This is a genomic window from Nocardia sp. NPDC024068 (assembly GCF_040638875.1).
Classification (GTDB): Bacteria; Actinomycetota; Actinomycetes; order Mycobacteriales; family Mycobacteriaceae; genus Nocardia.
In genome coordinates this window covers 35,737-56,077 of record NZ_JBEZYU010000006.1, presented here as the reverse complement: position 1 = coordinate 56,077, position 20,341 = coordinate 35,737, and the positions used below count along the sequence as shown (strand labels likewise).

At 69.3% G+C, this 20,341-nt stretch carries 4 protein-coding genes and 1 tRNA gene; 1 reads left to right on the top strand and 4 read right to left on the bottom strand.

The window, feature by feature from the left end; translation table 11 throughout:
- Nucleotides 1-45: 45 nt before the first annotated feature.
- The gene (locus AB0F41_RS09270; RefSeq protein WP_357422275.1) at nucleotides 46-6,189 is read right to left on the bottom strand and encodes an SDR family NAD(P)-dependent oxidoreductase; all 6,144 of its coding nucleotides are present in this window, start codon (nucleotides 6,187-6,189) and stop codon (nucleotides 46-48) included.
- Nucleotides 6,186-18,704, bottom strand: a complete 12,519-nt coding sequence (locus AB0F41_RS09265; protein WP_357422274.1) for an SDR family NAD(P)-dependent oxidoreductase — start codon at nucleotides 18,702-18,704, stop codon at nucleotides 6,186-6,188. The genes AB0F41_RS09270 and AB0F41_RS09265 overlap by 4 nt, the downstream gene beginning before the upstream one ends.
- 583 nt (nucleotides 18,705-19,287) lie before the next feature.
- Between AB0F41_RS09265 and AB0F41_RS09260 the strand changes: the two genes are divergently transcribed.
- Nucleotides 19,288-19,542, top strand: a complete 255-nt coding sequence (locus AB0F41_RS09260; protein ID WP_357422273.1) for a transposase — start codon at nucleotides 19,288-19,290, stop codon at nucleotides 19,540-19,542.
- A 153-nt stretch (nucleotides 19,543-19,695) separates the two neighbouring features.
- Here AB0F41_RS09260 and AB0F41_RS09255 read toward each other — a convergent pair.
- A tRNA-Pro gene (locus tag AB0F41_RS09255) sits at nucleotides 19,696-19,769 on the bottom strand.
- 155 nt (nucleotides 19,770-19,924) lie between these two features.
- Nucleotides 19,925-20,335 carry a RidA family protein gene (locus AB0F41_RS09250; protein ID WP_357422272.1) on the bottom strand — a complete coding sequence of 137 codons (411 nt, stop codon included), beginning with the start codon at nucleotides 20,333-20,335 and terminating at the stop codon, nucleotides 19,925-19,927.
- Between the last annotated feature and the right edge of the window lie 6 nt (nucleotides 20,336-20,341).

Here is a 20,341-nt window from a genome sequence, read left to right as displayed (position 1 = left end):
CCTCTGGTCTCGTAATTTTCTGCACAGCCACGTCATTCGATCTCGCTAGGCGGCATCGAAGCCGAGGGAACGCAGCCATCGACGGATGGCGGCCGCCACCTGCGGAGCGGCTGCACCGATGAGGGAAGAGTGATCGGCCTCGACCTCGACGAACCCGCCGCTGTGCTGCCAGGCCGGCATCGGGTCGACCGTTTCGAGCCCCGGAATCCGCTCGGTGGCCCGCAGATCCAAGGTCGGTGCGGCGATCGCATGCGCCGGACGCTCGTGGCTGATCAACGCGTACCTGCCCATGACGACGAGCGAGCGATCGTCGATGGGCAGCAGCGGACCGGCATGGCCGAGGAGCGCGGTCACGGCCTGGTTGAGGACCACGGGGGCGAGTTCCGGCGCATCGGGGGAATAGGTGTCCATCATCACGACACCGGCGGGTTCGTGTCCCCGCTCCGCCAACCGACCGGCCAGTGCATGGGCGATCACCCCACCGCTGGAATAACCGACGAGCACGAACGGCTCGGAGCCGGCCGTAGTCGAGGTCACATCAGCCAGATCGTCCAGCAATTCGTTCCAGCTCCTCGGCACGGTCTCGCCAGCCCGGGTCCCCGGCAGCCAGAGCGCGGAAACCGCCGGACCGTGCCCGAGCTCCTGAGCCAGCCGAGCGAATTGCGCGGGCCCGTTACCGACCAGATAGGAGGGCACACAGATGATCCAGGGACTCTTGCCCGCCCTGGTCAGGGCCAGCGCCGAGACCGGTACCCGGCGCTCACCGCCGGAGTCGTCGAGAGCTCTGCTCACCGAGGCGCTCTCCATGAGCAATCGCATCGCGGCGGATATGTCACCGCGCCGGTGCGCCTCGAGGAGCAGGTCGGTGAGCCAGCCCCCCTCGGCGGGCGCGGCGGGCGCGACCGGCTCCCGTGCCGGCCCGATATCCGCCAGACGCGTCAGGACGAACTCGGCGAGCGCGGCAGCGGTGGGATATTCGAAGACCAGGGTCGAAGGCAGCGAGATACCGGTTCGGTTGGCCAGCTGGTTCCGGAACTCCACCCCGGCCAGGGAATCGAATCCGATATCGGCGAACGACGCGTCCGGCGCCACCGCCTCCGGCGAGCTGTGCCCGAGCACCGCGGCGGCCAGCGCACGAACCTCCGCCACGACGACCGCGGGCCGCTCGGTCTCCGGAATCATGGCCAGCCGCTCGGCGAGCGCGCCGGACGAGGGCTGCGCCTGCGCACTGCGTGCCGCCGGAACAAGGTCACGCAGGATCGCCGGAGCCTCGAATCGCAGGGCCGCGAGGTCGAATGCCGCCGGCAGCAGCAGCTCGCGATCGGTCGTCAACGCCTTGTCGAACAGCTCCAGCCCCAGCTCCGGGGGGATCTGCTCGAGCCCGAACCGGGCACGGCGCGCGGCATCCACCGCATTGTCCGTATCGGCCATCCCGAGCGCCCAGAGCCCCCACGCGAGCGACTGAGCCGGCAGGCCCGCCGCACGCCGGGCATGGGCGAGTGCGTCGAGGAAGGCGTTGGCGGCGAGGTAGTTACCCTGTCCCGGGCTGCCCAGGGCGTACGCCGCCGAGGAGAAAAGGACGAACGCCGACAGGTCACGATCCCGGGTGAGTTCATGAAGATGCCAGGCCGCATCCACCTTCGGCCGCAGCACCCGGTCCACCTGGTCGGCCGTCAGGGTCGCCACAGTGCCGTCGTCGAGAACACCCGCGCTGTGGATCACGGCGGTCAGCGGGAAGTCCGCCGGGACGGACCGCAACAGTTCGGATACCGCTGCCCGGTCGGCGAGGTCACAGGCGACCACCCGGACCTCCGCCCCCGCGGCCGACAGCTCCCCGACGAGTCCCGCCGCCCCCGGGGCGTCAGGCCCACGCCGGGACACCAGGAGAAGCCGCCGTACACCGTGCTCGGCGACCACGTGCCGGGCGATCAACGCACCTATTCCACCGGTGCCACCGGTGATCAGCACTGTTCCGGCGCCGAAGGACACCGGGCTCGGATCCGATACCCGCACCCGTTCCAGCCGGGGAACGGACAGTTCACCGGAATACACCGCGACCCGCCCCTCTGCCGATGCCACGGCGTCGCGCACGACCTCGGCGGTCAGTTCCGTCTCGCCGTCATGATCGAGGCGCACGATCCGCCCGGGGTTCTCGGCCTGGGCACTGGCGATCAGACCGGAGACCACCGCCATCGCCGGATCACTGCTCCGGCCGGGCATCTGCGCCGTATTCCGGGTCACGACGACGAGTGTCGAGTCCGCGCTCCGCTCGTCCGCCAGCCATTCCCGGACCACGGACAGCGCGGCCGCGATATTCTCGCGGGCGGCGTGGGCACGGTCGGTCTCCGCACGATCTCCGGGAGACCAGACCACGATGCCGGGGATGGATCGCTCCGCCGCGAGTGTGGACAGGTCCGGGTAGGAATGAGCACCGGATATCGCCACGTCACCAAGTACCGCGATACTGCGCCGCGCCGCCCGGTCCACCACGAGCGGCGTCCAACGCATCGCGTAGAGCGGCTGGGCACCGATCCTGGCTCGATGCAGGGTCCGGGCATCGATGGGACGCGCCAGCAGGCTGTCGATGGATATCACGGCGCTTCCGTCGAAATCCGCGGCGTCGATGCGAAGGGTGTTGTCGTCGCGCTGTTCGATCCGTGCCCGCAGCCGGGTGGGCTCGCTCCGGTGGATTCGAACCCCGGTGTAGGAGAACGGCAACGGGACCTGTCCATTGCCCGCTTCGCCGATCTGCTGCCCCAGGGGCGCGTGGAACACCGAATCCAGCAGCGCGGGATGAATCCGGAATCGCCGGCCGTCCAACTCCTGCGGCAGCGCGAGTTCCGCGAACACCTCGGAGCCACGAACCCATACCGCGCGTACGCCCTGGAAGGCCGGCCCGTACTGGAAGCCGGTTGCCGCCAACCGCTCATAGAGAGTGTCGGCGGTAACCGGCGTGGCATCCGCGGGCGGCCACACCCGCGCCTCCCACCCCGTATCCCGCGCCACGGGCGCCAGACCACCGACCGCATGGGTGACCCATTCGGCGGATTCGTCCGACTCGGCCGCGCGAGAATGCACGGTGAACCGTCGGACTCCGCGGGCATCGGCCTGATCCACCACGAGCTGGAGATCGACCTCCGCCTCCTCGAGGATCAGCGGCGTTTCGATCACCATCTCCTGGACGACGGCCGCCCCCACCCGCGCCCCGGCGGCAAGAGCCGATTCCAGGAACGCGGTCCCGGGGACCACCACCGAGCCGAACACGGCATGATCCGCCCACCAGGGCTGAGTTCCCGGGGAAATCCGCCCGGTGAACAGCCACTCGTCCCGCCCGGCCACCGGCAGCGCATCGGTCAGGATGGGGTGGTCCGCCGCGCCGGCGCGCGCACCCGCCGCCGGTTCCAGCCAATAGCGCCGGTGTTGAAAGGCATAGGTGGGCAAGGAGACCCGTGTTCGCGGCGTCTCCGGGAAGAACGGCTCCCACCGCACCGCCGCGCCGGCGACGTGAGCCTGCGCCAGGCAGCTCGTGAACTGCGTGGATTCGGCCACCGACCGCCGCGAACCCGCAACGATCGACACCTCTGCCCGAGAGTTCGGCTCCGCCGTCAGACAGTGCCCTGCCATCGCGGTGAGGACCGCGTCGGGGCCGATTTCGACGAAGCGACGGGCCCCCTTCTCGTGTGCCGTCGCCACCGCCGCCGCGAAGCGCACCGTCGAACGCACCTGCCGAACCCAGTACCCTGGATCCGCCCACTCCACCGAGGCCGGCGCACCGGAAACCGTCGACACCACCGCCGGCCCCGGCTGACGATAGGACACCCGGTCCGCGACCCGCTGAAAGTCCGCGAGCATCGGTTCCATCAAGGCCGAGTGAAAGGCGTGGCTGACCCGCAGCGGAGTCGTCTTCACTCCGGCAGCACCCAGCAATTCCGCCACGCGATCGATCGCGTCCGCCGCCCCCGAGAACACCACGGCCGCCGGCCCGTTGACCGCCGCCAGCGACACCGCCGGATGGTCGCCGACGATTTCCAGTGCCCGGTCCTCCGGTACAGCCGCCGCGAGCATCGCACCGCCCGGCGGCAGCGCGCCCATCAACCGGCCCCGGGCCGCGACCAGGGCGCACGCGTCCACCGCGGAGAACACCCCGGCCACATGCGCTGCCGCGAGCTCCCCGATCGAATGGCCGATCACCATGTCCGGGGTGACCCCGAACGAGGTCATCAAGCGATAGAGAGCCACTTCGAACGCGAAGATGGCCGGCTGCGCGAACTCGGTGCGCTCCAGGACCTCCGCCGGGCCGTCGAACATGAGCGCGCGCAGCGACCACGCCGAACCCGGCGCGTGCTCCGCGGGCCGGACCAGCGGATCCAGCACCGCGCACAGCTCGTTCAGCGCGGCCGAGAACACCGGAAAGTCCGCGGCGAGTTCCTTACCCATTCCCACTCGCTGCGCGCCCTGCCCGGTGAAGAGGAAGGCGGTGTCCCCGGGGATGTCTTCCCCGCGGACGACACCGGTCGCCGTACGCCCTGCCGCCAGGTCGGCCAGCGCGGCCGCCGCGACGTCGCGCCCTTCGGCGAGCACCACCGCGCGGTGCCGGAAACCGGCCCGCTCGTGCACCAGAGCTCGTGCGGCCGCGTCCAGATCGACCTCTCGATGATCGAGAAGCCACGTGTGCAGACGATGCGCCTGCCCCGCGAGAGCTTCGGTGGTTTTCGCGGACAGCACCAAGGGCACGATCGAGGTACCGAGGCGATCGACCGGCTCCGAGAGCCCCTCCGGCTCGGGCACCGGTGGCGCCTCTTCCACGATCACATGCGCGTTGGTGCCACTGATCCCGAAGGACGAGATCCCGGCCCGACGCGGACGATCAGTGGCCGGCCATGGCCGCGATTCCCGGAGCAACTCCACCTGTCCCATCGACCAGTCCACATGCGGGCTCGGTTCGGTGAGATGCAGTGTCTTCGGCAGCAGTTCGTGCCGCAGGGCCTGCACCATCTTGATCACACCGCCCACCCCGGAGGCCGCCTGCGAATGCCCGATATTCGATTTGAGCGACCCCAGCCACAAGGGTGCCGATCGATCCCGGCCGTAGGCGGACAACACCGCCCGCGCCTCGATGGGGTCGCCGAGTGGGGTGCCAGTCCCGTGCGCCTCGACCACGTCGACATCCGCCGGCTGTAAACCCGCGTCCGCCAGCGCCGCCCGGATCACCCGCTCCTGCGCCGGGCCACTCGGCGCCGTCAGTCCGTTCGAGGCGCCGTCCTGGTTGATCGCGCTGCCGCGCACCACCGCCAGCACCTCGTGACCACGGCGGCGCGCCTCCGACAACCGCTCCAGGACGAGCACTCCCACCCCCTCGGCCCATCCGGTGCCATCGGCGTCCGCGGAGAAGGATTTACACCGCCCTTCCGGGGAAAGTGCGCGCTGGCGGGCGAAATCGATGAAGAGCCGAGGAGTGGACATCACTGTCACCCCACCCACCAGAGCCAGCGATATCTCTTTTCCCCGCAGTGCCTTACATCCCAGATGTAGCGCTACCAACGAGGAGGAACAGGCGGTGTCCACCGATACCGCCGGCCCCTCCAAACCCAGGGAATAGGCCACGCGCCCGGACACCACACTGCCCGCCGAACTGGCCGTCATATACCCTTCGGCCACCGCACCGGCCTTGTAGGCCACCTGGTCGTAGTCCTCGTACATCACCCCCGAGTAGACCCCGGTGTCACTGCCCCGCAACGACACCGGGTCGATCCCCGCGTTCTCCAGGGCTTCCCAGGAGACCTCCAGCAACAAGCGCTGCTGTGGATCCATGACCTTCGCCTCGCGCGGTCCGACACCGAAGAAGCCCGCGTCGAACCCGGTGACGTCCGTGAGAAATCCGCCCTCGGTCGCGTAGGTCGTGCCGGGGCGCTCCGGATCCGGATCGAAGAGTTTCCCGATATCCCAGCCCCGGTCCTTCGGAAATCCGCTCACCGCGTCTGCACCGGACCGGACGAGGTCCCACAACTCATCCGCGGACCCCACGCCACCCGGGTACCGGCAACCTATTCCGACGATGGCGATCGGTTCCCGCATCTCCGACCGCAGCCGGCTCAGTTCTTCCCGGGTCCGCACGAGATCGGTGGTGGCCTTCTTGAGGTATTCCACCACCCGGTCGGCGGAGTTACTGTCGGGGCCGGTGTTCATCATGATCCGAACTCCTGGTCCAGGAAATCGAAGAGTTCCTCGTCCGTCGCGGCCGACAGATCGTTCTCGTCCTCCGCGCTGTCACCCAGATGAGTTCTGGCCGTGGTGTCGAACCGTGCGAGGGCGAGGCCGGCCGCCCGGCGATCGTCGTCGGTGGCGAGTTCGGCCAGCAGCGCCTCGACCTGGCGCAGCGCACCGTCCAGACGATCGAGCGGTCGCGGCGCGGGCGGGGCCGCCAGATGTCCGGCTATGTAGTCGGCGACATCACGCGGGGTGGGATGGGCGAAGACGAAGGTCGGGGGTAGCCGCAGCCCGGTTTCCGCGTTCAGGAGATTGCGCAGCTCCACCGAGCCCAGTGAGTCCAGGCCCAGTTCGGTGAATTCGTCGGCCGGGTCGATGGCGGACCGGATATTCGCGGCGATTCCGACCTGCCGCAGCACCATGTCGAGGATGGCGGACCGGCGGGCGGCCTCGGGCAGGCCGGCCAATCGAGCCACGAATCCCGAATCCCGGGCCGGCGCCGATCCGCGATCGGACGGGCCCGGCGTGGTCGATGGGAGCGCCAGGGCGCCCGCCAAGAGTTCGGACCCGGTATAGGTGTGGGAGGCCTGCGGATTGAGGCAGAGCGGCACCACCACGGGATGGCCGGTGTGCAGGGCCTCGTCCAAGAGAGCCAGCCCGGCCTTGATATCCAGCGGAACCAGCCCCACTCGCGCCCAGCGCGCCCGATCCACCTCGGCGAGCCGGTCGCCCATACCCGCCGACCACGGTCCCCAGGCCAGCGACAGCGCCGGCAGACCCGCCGCCCGGCGGTGGGCGGCGAGAGCGTCCAGAGCCGCGTTGGCCGCGGCATAGTTCGCCTGGCCGGCCGATCCCATCACTCCGGTCATCGAGGAGAACAGGACGAAGGCCGAGAGATCGAGGGAACGGGTCAGTTCATCCAATACCTTCGCGCCCGTCACCTTGGTGTGCCATACGCGCGCCACGCGTTCGGCGGTCAGGGATACGACGGTGGCGTCGTCGAGAACACCCGCCGTGTGAACCACGGCGGACAGGGGCCGATCGGCGGGGATATCCGCGATCACCGACGCCATCGCCGCCCGATCCGTCACATCGGCCGCCACCACCCGCGCCCGGCAGCCGAGCCCCTCCAGCTCCGCCACCAGGTCGGCGGCGCCCGGCGCCGCCGTCCCCCGGCGACTCACCGCCACCACATGCCGCACGCCGTGCTCCATCACCACGTGCCGCGCCACCAACGCCCCGAGGCCACCGGTGCCGCCGGTGATCAACACCGTCCCCGCCCCCCAGCGGCCGGCCGGCCGCTCGACAACGCTCTCGCCCGCACGATCATTCCGGTCGATCGCCACCGGGCCGGTCACCCGGTCGAGCCGTGGCACCCACATCGCGCCGTCCTGCCACGCTATTTGCGACCGGCCGGATCTCGCGATCGCGGTCCAATCGACCTCGGTCTCGTCCGCACGATCCACCAGAACGATCCGGCCGGGGTGCTCGGTCTGAGCCGAGCGGGCCAACCCCCAGATCGCCGCGCCCGCCACCTGCGGCACGGTGTCCGCGATTCCCACCGCGTGCCAGGTGACCAGGACAAGCCGGGAATCGAGGAACCGCTCCCGGCTCACGAATTCCTGGATCGACGCCACCACATCGGCCACCGCGGTGAGGTCGTCCACGCTCTGCGTTACGCGCTCGGCCAGATCGACGATCACGATATCCGGCGCACCCACCACCAGCGCCGGATCGCCCTGCGGCGCTTCGGCAACGACAAGTTCCACCGCCGGAACGACGTCTGTGGGTACTTCCGAATCCGTTCTGGACCACAGCAGTTCGAAGAGTGCGCCGGTGTCCCGGGAGGCGCGCGCACCGAGGAGTTGTGCCATCTCGACCGGTCGATAGACGAGAGTCTCGACGGAGATGACCGGAGCGCCACGCTCGTCCACAGCGGCGAGGGTCCAGGACGAATCGCCGGCGACGGCCACTCGTGCGCGAAGTGCCGTCACACCGGACTGATAGCGGCGCACCCCGTTCCAGCTGAACAGCATCCGCCCGGCGCCCACACCGTCGAGGGCCAGCATCCCGCCGCCCTGAACCACCGAGTCGAGGAGACCGGGATGGAGGCCGTAGCCTGCGGCGTCGGGTGCGAGGTCGAGGGAAATCTCGGTGTAGAGCGCGCCGTCGTGGAGCCAGGCCGCGCGGATCGCATGGAACGTGGGGCCGTAGTCGTAACCGACCTCGGTGAGGCGCTGATACACCTCGTCCACAGCGACGGGCCGGGCGCCGAGTGGCGGCCACGTTCCGTCGCTCAGCGCGCCGAAGTCGTTCCCGTTCGCCGATCCCGTGGTCGTGAGCACACCGGCGGCGTGCCGGGTCCACCCGGATTCGGCACCGCCCTCGGGCCGGGAATACACGGTGATCGCGCGAGCGCCCCGGTCGTCGGGCGCCGCGAGATCCACCTGAAGCCGTACTGTCTCCCCCGCGGCCAGCACCAGGGGAGCGGCGAGGGTGAGTTCCTCGAGTACCGGGCACCCGGTCCGATCACCCGCGAACAACGCCATATCGACGAACGCGGTACCGGGCAGTACCGCCATGCCGAGCAGCACATGATCGGCGATCCACGGGTGCGAGGCGAGCGACAACGATCCCCCGAACACCACATGGCCGGTCGAGGCGATCACCAGTTCCTCGCTGAACACCGGGTATCCCGGGCCCGTCCCGGTGGCGGAACGCGGACCGAGCCAATAGCGCTGTCGCTGGAAGGCATAGCCCGGTACCGTCGTCCGCCGCGCCCCCGACTCCGCGAAGTACCGCTCCCAATCCACCCGGCCACCACGGCAATACAGATCGCCGATCGTCCGGATCAGTGTTTCGGCCTGTCCCCGCCCGCGCCGCTGCGCCGCCAGCACCACCACGTCCGGCGCGGCACCGGCACCGCGATCGTCGTCCAGGTTGTCGCTCATCGCACTCGCCAGCACCGCGTCCGGCCCGATCTCCACGAACCGTGCCCCGCCCCGCGCCCGCGCCGCGAGCACGGCGTCGGCGAACAACACCGGCTCCCGTACCTGACGGGTCCAGTAGCCGGGATCGCCGAACAATTCCGATTCCACCGCACCCGTCACCGACGACACCATGGGTATACGCGGGGGCCGGAACTCCAATTCCGACACCACGGCGGCGAAGTCCTCGAGCATCGGCTCCATGAGCACCGAATGGAAGGCGTGGCTCACCACCAGCCGCCGGAGCCTGCGACCGGCCCACCGGCTCTCCAGCTCGGCGATACCGGCCTCCGGTCCGGACACCACCACCGATTCCGGACCGTTCACCGCCGCCACCGACACCCCGTCCGGCAGATCCGCGACCTCACCCACCGGAATCCGAACCGCGAGCATGGCGCCACCGGCCGGCAATTCCGCCATCAATCTGCCCCGCGCCGTCACCAGTCGCACCGCGTCCGCTTCCGAGAGGACCCCCGCCACGCAGGCCGCGGCGATCTCCCCTACCGAATGCCCCACCACGACATCCGGCACCACGCCCCACGATTCGAGCAATCGGGCCAGGGCCACCTCGATCGCGAAAATCCCCAGCTGCGCGTTTTCCGTGACGTCCAGCTCGGTATCCGGCCCGAAAAGCCACTCCGGCGCGCAGATCCGGCGTACCGCGTCCGCGAACACCGGAAACGCCTCGAACAGCTCCCGGCCCATCCCCGCCCACTGCGAACCCTGTCCCGAGAACGCGAACACGGTCTCCCCCACGACCGCGCGCACCGCGACCGCGCTGTCCCGACCGATCCCGATACCGTCCGTGCCATCGGTCCGCCCCGCATCCGCGAACAGCATGGACCGCCATTCCAGAGGCGAACGCTTGCAGGCCAATTCGAAACCGATATCGAGCGGTGAAGCCTCGGCATCCCGTTCACCCCAGCTCCGCAACCGATCGGCCTGAGCGGTCACCGATGCCTCGGTTCTGCCCGAGACGAACCAGGGCACGATACCTGCCGGATAGCCGGGCGTTGCGCCATCCACCCGGGCCGGTTCCGGCGCGGGTGCCTGCTCCACGATCAGGTGCGCGTTGGTCCCGCTGATCCCGAAGGACGACACCGCCGCCCGCCGCGGACGCCGATCCCGCTGCTCCCATTCCCGCTCGGCGGTCAGGAGTTCGACGTTTCCGGCCGACCAATCGATACGTGGGTTGGGCTGTCCCACATGCAAGGTCCGGGGCATCACCCGGTGCCGCATGGCCTCGATCATCTTGATCACCCCGGCCACACCGGCCGCGCCCACGGTGTGGCCGATATTCGATTTCACCGAACCCAGCCACACGGGCCGGTCCCGCTCCTGGCCATAGGTGGCCAGCAGCGCGCCGACCTCGATGGGGTCGCCGAGCGGAGTGCCCGTGCCGTGTGCTTCCACCACATCGATATCCGAGGCGGACAGACCCGCGGTGGCGAGGGCCGACCGGATCACCCGCTCCTGCGCCAGACCGTTCGGGGCGGTCAAACCATTGGACGCCCCGTCCTGGTTCACCGCGCTGCCACGGATCACGCCCAGAATCCTGCGCCCCTTGGCCCGCGCGTCCGACAGTCGCTCCAGAACCAGGAGACCGGCGCCCTCGGAGAAGCCCACCCCGTCGGCGTCGGCGGAGAAGGTCTTACAGCGGCCGTCCGGCGAAAGACCACGCTGCCTGGCAAAATCCACGTACAGGTAGGGCGAACCCCAGACCGATACGCCACCGGAGAGCGCCACGGAACAGTCTCCGGCCCGCAAGGACTGGCAGGCGAGATGAACGGCCACCAAGGATGAGGAACAGGCAGTGTCCACCGTGACCGCCGGACCCTCGAATCCGAAGGTGTAGGCGATCCGGCCGGAGAGAACGCTCTGAGTGGTGCCGGTGAGCCGGAACGTCTCGAGTTCACCGGGCACGGAGGCGACATAGTCGGAGGCACTCGCACCGGCGAATACACCGATCTCTTGACCACGCAACGATCCCGGATCGATCCCGGCGTCCTGGACGGCATCCCACGCCACCTCCAGGAGGACCCGCTGCTGCGGATCCATGGCCGTGGCCTCGCTCGGCCCGATACCGAAGAATTCCGCGTCGAATACCGTGGCATCGGCCAGGAAACCGCCGCCGCGGGTGTAGACCGTGCCGGGTTCGTCGGGATCGGGATTGTAGAGCCGGCCCAGATCCCAGCCTCGGTCGTCCGGGAACCCGCCGATGGCGTCGGTTCCGCCGGCGATCAGGTGCCAGAACTCCTCGGGTGAGGACACATCGCCCGGGTAGCGGCAGGCCATACCCACGATCGCGATCGGCTCACCGGCCGGCGCGGCGGGCACGACCCGCTTCGCGGGTACGGGCGTCGGCGCTGACGTGCGAGACGTGGCGGTCGTGAGCTGGGAGAGCACGAACTCGGCGACTGCTTCGGGCGTCGGGTAGTTGAACACCAGGGTCGAGGGCAGTCGGATTCCGGTGACCCGGCCCAGCCGATTGCGCAGATCCACCGAACCCAGAGAGTCGAAACCCATATCACTGAAGGGTTTGCTCACCTCGATGGCCGCTTCCGAATCGTGCCCCAGCACCGCGGCGACTTCCCGGCGGACCAGGTCCAGCACGAGTGGAAGCCGCTGCTCCGGCGCCGCCGAAGCCACCCGATCCGCCGGCGAATCGGCGCCGGCGGATTTCCGGCGGCCGGTCCGGCCGGCGAATCCGCGCAATACCGCCGGTATGAGATCCAGCTCCGAAGCACGGCGCACCGCGGTCGGGTCGAAGCGCAGCGCGGCGAGGGGCCCCGGCCGGGTGGCACCGCGCAGAGCCGCGTCGAACAGCGCCATCCCCTCATCGTGGCCGAGCCGGCCCAACCCCCAGCGCTCCCAGCGCGCCAGCGCCGCGTCGTCCAACCCGGCCGTCATCCCACCGGTTTGCTCCCACGGTCCCCAGGCCACCGAAACCCCGGGTAACCCGGCCGACCGGCGGTGCTCCATGAGCGCGTCGAGCGCGGAGTTGGCGGCAGCGTAATTGGCCTGACCGGCCGACCCCAGCAGGCCGGCCACCGAGGAAAATGCCAGGAAAACAGGAACATTCCGGAGCCGGGTGAGTTCGTGCAGGTGGATCGCGGCATCTACCTTCGGCGCGAAAACCGACGCTGTCCGCTCCGGAGTCAACGCGGTGACGGTCACGTCGTCGACCACACCGGCCGTGTGGATCACGGCCAACGGGCCGGAGGGATCGATGGTGTCCAGGAGTTCCCGCACATTCTTCCGCCGAGCCATATCGCAGGCGACGATCCGGACGCTCGCGCCGAGATCGGTCAGTTCCGTGGCGAGTTCGGCCGCTCCGGGCGCCGCCGTACCGCGGCGGGAAGCCAGCACCAGCTGCCGCACCCCGTGCCGGGTGACCAGGTGCCTGGCGACCACGGCCCCCAGCCCGCCGGTCCCCCCGGTGACGAGCACGGTGCTGTCCGTCAGTTCCGGCGCAGCGGTATCCGGGGCGGTGGTCGCGACCAAGCGAGGTACCAGAACATCGCGCCCGCGCAGCATCACCTGGGGCTGCCCCGAGGCCAGGACGGCACCGACGTGCTCCACCGAAAGCGGCTGCGCGGGTTCGATATCGATCAGCGTGAAGCGCCCGGGGTGCTCGGATTGCGCACTGCGCACCAGCCCCCACACGGCGGCGGCATCCATCCCCGATTCGACATCCGTGGGCTCGGCGGTCACCGCGCCTGCTGCCGTATCGAGGCCCGCGGGCACCCCGGCACCGCCGAACCCGCCCGAGGTCACGACAACCAGCTGGGTGTCGGCCAATCGTGTTTCCGCCAACCAGGATCGGACGAGATCGAGCACGGCGTATGCACTTTCCAGGATGGCTGCCGAACCGGTACTCGCGCTCCCGGTGGAGGTCTCCGATCGCCACACCACCGCATCCGGAACATCGGAGACCGTCCCCACGCGATCCGCACCGGTTCGCGCCCGATCCGCCGCATCGGTCCCCGTGCGACCCGCGGCATCGGTCCGCTCGCCCGCTGCCGCGGCGGTCCGGGCACCGGCCGTGATCATGTCCGCTATCGACACGTGCTGCCGCTCGAACCCCGGTACCGGCTCCGCCGACAGTGCCGCCACCCGCATCGCCGGCGCGGCGGGCAGCTCGATCGATTCCCACTGCTGCGCGTAGACCGCCACGGTCCCGCGACGCCCGCTACCGGCCCCTTCTGCCCCGGTGTACGCGCGGGCGACCACCTCGTCCACCGAAACCACGGGATTACCGGCCGGGTCGATCGCGGCGACGGCGATACTGCGCGGCCCGTTCGAGACCGCGATCACCCGTAACCGGGTCGACCCCTTCGACCACGACATCCCCGCCGCACGATGGAAACGCGCGTTGCCCCATCGGAAAAGCAACCACCCCGCGTCACTCTCGGCCTGCGGCCCCCGATCGGTGGTCTCCGGGTAGAGCCAGGCAACCCCGGCATGCATCACGAGATCCAGAAGGGCGGGATGGAGGTCGAAGCGGGTCAGATCCGTGGCGGCCTCGGTATCGGCCTCGACCTCCGAATACACCACCGCACCGTGCCGCCATGCTTCGCGCACACCCAGAAACGCCGGGCCATAGTGCAATCCGCTGGTACGCATGATCTGATCCGGAATACCGGCGCTGTCGAGCGCCTCCGCCCCCGGCGGAGGCCAGTCCTCGTCCCGCAGACGGTCGGCCAACGACAAACCCGTGGATTCAGCGACCAGGCTGCCGTCGGCGTTGCGCACCCAGTCTCCGCCCGCGACGCGGAAGGAGAACTCGAAAGCCCGCCGACCGTCGGCGTCTGCGGCCCGAACAAGGGTCCGCAGTTCCACCGCATCGCCCGGCCCCGGTGAGATCGGTGCCAACAGGGTCAGCTCCTCGACCACACCGCAACCGAGGTGATCGCCGGCGACCAGCAGAAATTCGATCAACGCCGCACTCGGCAGCACCACCGCGTCCCCCCAGGTGTGATCACCTACCCAGGGATGGGTGTCGAGCGAGAAACCACCGGTGAAAAGCCATTCGTCGCCGGCTCCCAGATCGATGACGCCGGTCAGGATGGGATGGTCCATCCACCCCCGCGACGGGCCGGTTGACGCCGCTCCTAGCCAATACCTAGATCGCTGAAAGGCGTAGGTGGGCAAGCTAATTCGCTTGGTAACCGGATCGGGCAGGAGGGTATCCCACCGCACCGCGGCACCCGCGACATGCGCCTGCCCGACAGCGCGGACGAGATGCGCCACCTCGTCGGTGGAACGACTCGCGCAGGCGATGACCGCCACCTCGTGCCCGGCAGCCTGCTCGGTCGCACACTCCTGGGTCAGGGCCGTCAGGACGCCGTCCGGGCCGATCTCCACAAAACGCCGGACCCCGGCCGCCAGCAGCGCGTCCACTCCCGGCGCGAAACGGACCGACGCCCGAACGTGGCGCACCCAGTAGTCCGGATCCACAGCGGAGTCCCCGATGAGCTCACCGGAAACATTCGAGACGAGGGGAAGTGACGGATTCCGGTATTCCACCCGGGTCGCCACCGACCGGAACTCCTCGAGCATGGGTTCCATGAGCGCCGAATGAAATGCGTGGCCGACCCGGAGGCGCGTCGTTCTCACGCCGTCGGCCGCAAGTCGGCCCTCGATATCCGCGATCGCCTCGATCTCCCCCGAGAGCACCGCGGCGGAAGGTCCGTTGATCGCCGCCACCGACAGCCGGCCCCCATACCCGGCCACCAACTCCCCGGCCCGCCCTTCGGCAACCGCGACCGCCAGCATGCCCCCGCCGGCGGGCAACCCGCCCATCAGCCGGCCCCGCGCCGCCACCAGCACACACACGTCCGCCAGAGACCACAGGCCCGCCACGTAGGCGGCGGCCAACTCCCCGATCGAATGCCCGGCCACCACATCGGGAGTGATCCCGAACGACTCGATCAGCCGGAACAGGGCCACCTCGAAGGCGAACAGCGCCGGCTGAGTGAATTCGGTGCGCTGCAATGCCTCCTCGGGGCCGGTGAACATCACTTCCCGCAACAACGATCCGGAGCCGGATTCGCGGCCCGGCAGGGGCTCGAGCAGAGTCTCGAATTCCGCGCAGATCTCGTCCAAGGCCGCCGCGAATACCGGGAAGGCGGCGTAGAGGTCACGTCCCATCCCCACCCGTTGCGCGCCCTGCCCGGTGAACAGGAACGCGGTCTTCGCCGCGACCGCCGTCCCGGTGATCACCCCCGGGTGGTCACGACCGGCAGCGAGCTCGGCCAAACCGGCGAGTACCTCGTCGCGCCCGGCACCGAGTACCACGGCTCGATGGGGCAGCTGCGCGCGCCGGTGCGCCAGCGCACCGGCCACCGAGCCGAGCTCGACCTCCGGCCGATCCATCAGCCATCGGCGCAATCGTCGCGCCTGCGCGGGCAGGGCGGCGCCGGACGCGGCGGAAACCAGAAGCGCGAGTGTCTCCCCGGACGGCACCCGCTCACCCGCGGACGCCCGGTCCCCGGGGGCCGGTGCCTCCTCCAGGATCATGTGTGCGTTCGTCCCGCTGATTCCGAACGAGGAGACACCGGCTCGTCGCGGCCGATCCGATATCGGCCAGGGTTCGGCCTCGGTCAGCACCCGCACTCCGCTGTCCGCCCACTCCACATGGGGCGAGAGTTCATCCACGTGCAGGGTCCGCGGCAACACCTCGTGCCGGAGCGCGGACACCATCTTGATCACGCCGGCGACCCCGGCCGCCGCCACCGAATGGCCGATATTCGATTTCAGGGACCCGATCCGCAAAGGCCGGCCGGCGCGCGTCCCGCCGTACGCGGCGATCAATGCCCGTGCTTCGATGGGATCGCCCAGCGTCGTACCGGTGCCGTGCGCCTCCACCGCGGCGATGTCCCCGGGTGCCAGCCCGGCATCCGCGAGTGCGGCACGGATCACCCGTTCCTGAGCGGGGCCGCTGGGCGCGGAGAGACCGTTCGAGGCCCCGTCCTGGTTCAGCGCGCTCCCGCGCACCAGTGCCAGCACCGGATGGCCCAGGCGTCGTGCGTCGGAAAGCCGCTCGACGATCACCAGCCCCGCCCCTTCGGACCATCCCACCCCATCCGCGGCTCCGGAGAAAGCCTTGGACCGCCCGTCTTTCGCCAGGCCGCGCTGCCGGGCGAAGTCCACATACAGACCGGGGTCGGCCAGTACGGTGACACCACCGGCCAGGGCCAGCGAGACCTCTCCGTTGCGGAGTGCCTGTACCGCCAGGTGCAGAGCGACCAGCGAGGACGAGCAGGCCGTGTCGACTGTGACCGCCGGCCCCTCCAAACCGAGGGTGTAGGAGACCCGGCCGGAAATGACGCTGCGTGTCGTACCGGTCAACCGGTACCCCTCGTGCGGGCCGGCCACCCGCCCCGCGTATCCCGAGGACCACGCCCCCACGTACACCCCGGTGTCGCTGCCCCGTAAGGAGGTCGGGTCGATCCCCGCATCCTCCAACGCCTCCCAGGCCACTTCGAGTGTGAGGCGTTGCTGCGGGTCCATGGCGGTGGCCTCGCGCGGGCTGATCCCGAAGAAGCCCGCGTCGAAACCCGCCGGATCGTTGAGGAACCCTCCCTCCCGCACGTACGTGGTTCCCGGGGTGTCGGGGTCCGCGTCGAACAGGCGGCCCAGATCCCATCCCCGATCGGTGGGGAACGGACCGATCACATCCCGCCCGCCGGCGACCACATCCCACAGGTCGTCCGCCGAGGCCACCCCACCCGGGAAACGGCAGCCTATGCCGACGATCGCCACCGGCTCATCGGAGCGCGCGCGAGCAGCGAACGACTGTGGACGCCGGGAGGTCGCCGGGTCCGTCCCCTCGATCCGGGACCGGATCAGCCGGGCCACCGCCCGCGGCGTGGGATGGTCGAACACCAGGGTCACCGGTAACGCCACTCCCACAGCTGCCGTGAGCAGAGTGCGTATCCGTTGTCCGCCGAGGGAATCGAATCCGGCCGCGCTGAAAGGCCGATCCGGGTCGATATCGGCGTCGGGTCCCACCACACCCGTGATCTGCTCGAGTACCACCCCCAGCACCAGAGCGTCACGATCCCGCTCGGCAGCGGCGAGCAATCGCGTGGCGAACGGCCCTGTCGCCGATGATTCCCGCGAAACCGTGGCCGGTTCCCCCGTGGTCGCCCCGTCGAGATCGAACAGCGAGTCCGGCAACGCCACCGGAGCCGCGGCCGGGGTCAAGACCTCCGCGGGGAGGTCGATTCCCACGCAATAGGCCTGGGCCAGGGCTGTCGCGAATTGGTCCGGTCCACCCCGGCCGAAGCGCAGGGTCTCCACAGTGGCGATCCGATCCGCCTTCCCCAGCGAATCCGCGATCGACTCGATCGACGACAGCAAAGCCGGATGCGGACTCAGCTCTATGAACGCATTCATCTCCGCGTCCAGAAGACATTCGATCGCCGCGGCGAAACGCACCGGACTGCGCTCCCACCGGTACCAGTACCCCGGGTCCATCTCCGCGGTGTCCAAGAACTCGCCGGTCACGGTCGAGCACAACGGGATATCACCCGACCGCGGCAGGATCGGCGCCAAGTCCGCCAGTACCCGATCCCGGATCTCATCGATCGCCGGCGAATGCGAGGCGTAATCCACCGCAACCCGCTTTGCCCATACCCCGTCGTTCTCGCATCGGGCTACGAACTCCGCCGCGGCACCGCTACCACCGGTGACGACGGTCTGCCGCGGGCCGTTGACCGCCGCCAAGAACAACTGGCCGCCGAAATCCGCCAGCCGTTCCCGCGTCCCCTCTTCTGATAGCCCCACCGAGATCATCGCCCCGGAACCCGACAACGTCTCCGCCACGATGCCCGCCCGCGAAGCTGTCACCCTCGCCCCGTCCGACAAGGACAGCCCGCCCGCGACCACCGCCGCGGCGATCTCACCGAGGGAATGTCCCACGACCGCGTCCGGCTCCACCCCATACGACCGCCACAACCGTGCCAAAGCCACCGTGACCGCGAAAAGTACCGGCTGCACCACATCGACCCGCTCCAGGGAAGCGGCATCCGATTCACTACGCAATACCTCGGACAGCGACCAGTCCACGAAGGGCGCCAACGCCGCCTCACAGTCGGCGATCGCCTCCGCGAACACACCCCCCGCCGCCAGCAGCTCCCTGGCCATACCTGTCCACTGACCCCCCTGAGCGGGACAGACGAAAACCACCCGGCGACGCGCGACCCGGCCCGAAGCCGTCATTCCGCCACCGGTGGCCTCCCCCAGCGGATCGGTCAATGCCGTCAATCCGGCCGACAGTTCTTCCGGACCGCTGCCCACCACCGCACCCCGCCAGCCCGCGCCCCGGATACGCAGCAGCGAGGTACCGATCCCCGGCAGATCGCCCGCCGGCTGCCCGGCGGCCCACTCCTGCAATCGAGCAGCCCGACGGCGCACCGCATCCGCGTCGTGCCCGGATATCACCCAGGTCAGCAGATCCGAATTCGCCGATTCAGAATTTCCTGGAGACGCGTTACCTGCCACGCTGTCAATTCCTTCGATAGAACGCTGACAATCAAATCAGCCGAACAGCCCCGGCGATCCGTCCATCCGCCGGGCGGAGACGTCAGGGGTTCAGCGGAGCCGGATCCTTCTGGCGATGCCACGGTCCGCGCACAGGACGAGATACTTGGCCGGCTCTCGACCGGGTGGTGGGCGTTCCGTCGTATCGAACCGCTTCGCCCGAGCGCACCTCGGAGCCGCAATGGTTGCCTGTAGATAACCCGACCCCCGGAACACCGGCAGGACGAGGCACTTTCGTGTGCGCTCACGCGCCAAGTGAAACCGGCGCCGGTCTTCGGCGCAACCGGAAGCGGCTCCCACCGGTGAACGGACGATTAAATTTTCCGGACCGCGATCGTCGCCACAGGTCGCCCCATGCACCGGCACCCCTCCGCAACACAACTGCAGATGGTGAAGAAACGTCGCGCAGTTTGAACGGTGTGCAGAATTTCGCGACCTCGCTGCCGGCCGAAAATCGGCGACCGGGGAGATCTCGGCGCAGCTGCGTGAGGTCAATGGCGCCGAGGTATCGAAATAACCTATTTCCACCAACACCGACCGGGTTATGGATGCCATGGCCGACTGGCAGAACCGGCCCCTGGACTCGGTGTATCCGGTGCTGTTTCTGGACTGCGTGAACGTGAAGATCAGAGACGGCAACGTCGCGAGTCGCCCGATCGATATGACGATGGGCGTGACCGTGGACGGCAACCGCGACATTCGACCGCCGTCGACCGCGCCTGTGCGACCCCGAGCGCGCGGGCCGCCAGTTCGGCGATACCCGCGCGGCGGCCAAAGCCCACTACATCGACGTACCTGAGACCGTGCCCGACAACCGGGAGGTTCTGGAGCGCTGGGACGGGGTCGATAGTGGCGAAAACGTGAGATCTCTGTGAGATCGCGCCGGAAGCGCTCGGGTCGCTGCAACGAGAAAAACCCCTCCGACCGCAGTTCGGAAGGGTTTTTTCTGCTGTCGGGCTGACAGGATTTGAACCTGCGACCACTTGACCCCCAGTCAAGTGCGCTACCAAACTGCGCCACAGCCCGTCGCGCCCGGTCCCCGGGCGCTCGATGAGATTACCCCAGAGGGGCTCGGGAGAGCTAATCGGCTGGTCGAGCGGGGTGTTTCCAGTGCAGCACCCGGCTCGCGCGGACCGCCCGAGCGCGATCCTCCTGCCTCAGGCGGAGCGGCGGCGAGCAGCTCAGTCGAGGATCGCGTCGGCCTCGACTTCGACGAGCACATCGGGTTCGAAGAGATAGTCGACGCCGATCGCGGACACCGGCGGCAAGGGGTCCGGTAGGCCGAGTTCCCCGGAGACCCGTTCGATGCCCTCGATGAACGCGGGGTACTTGTCCGGGCTCCAATCGGTGACGAAGAATCGAAGGCGTACCACGTCGGCGAAAGTGGCGCCGGCGCCCGCGAGGCCGCGGGCGGTGTTGCGCAGGGAGTGCGCCACTTGGCCGGCGAGGTCACCGGTGGCGACGGGGTTCCCCTCGGAGTCGCGCGCGATCTGGCCGGCGACGTGGATGTGGCGGGTGCCGGTGGCGATCGAAACGTGGTGGTAGGGAACGGGAGCGAACATACCGTCGGGGGTGAGGTACTGCACGGTCACGGTGGA

Bases quoted from the DNA above. Each gene is read 5' to 3' on its own strand.
- AB0F41_RS09270 (WP_357422275.1), bottom strand. From the start codon at position 6,189: ATGATGAACACCGGCCCCGACAGTAACTCCGCCGACCGGGTGGTGGAA.
- AB0F41_RS09260 (WP_357422273.1), top strand. From the start codon at position 19,288: ATGGATGCCATGGCCGACTGGCAGAACCGGCCCCTGGACTCGGTGTAT.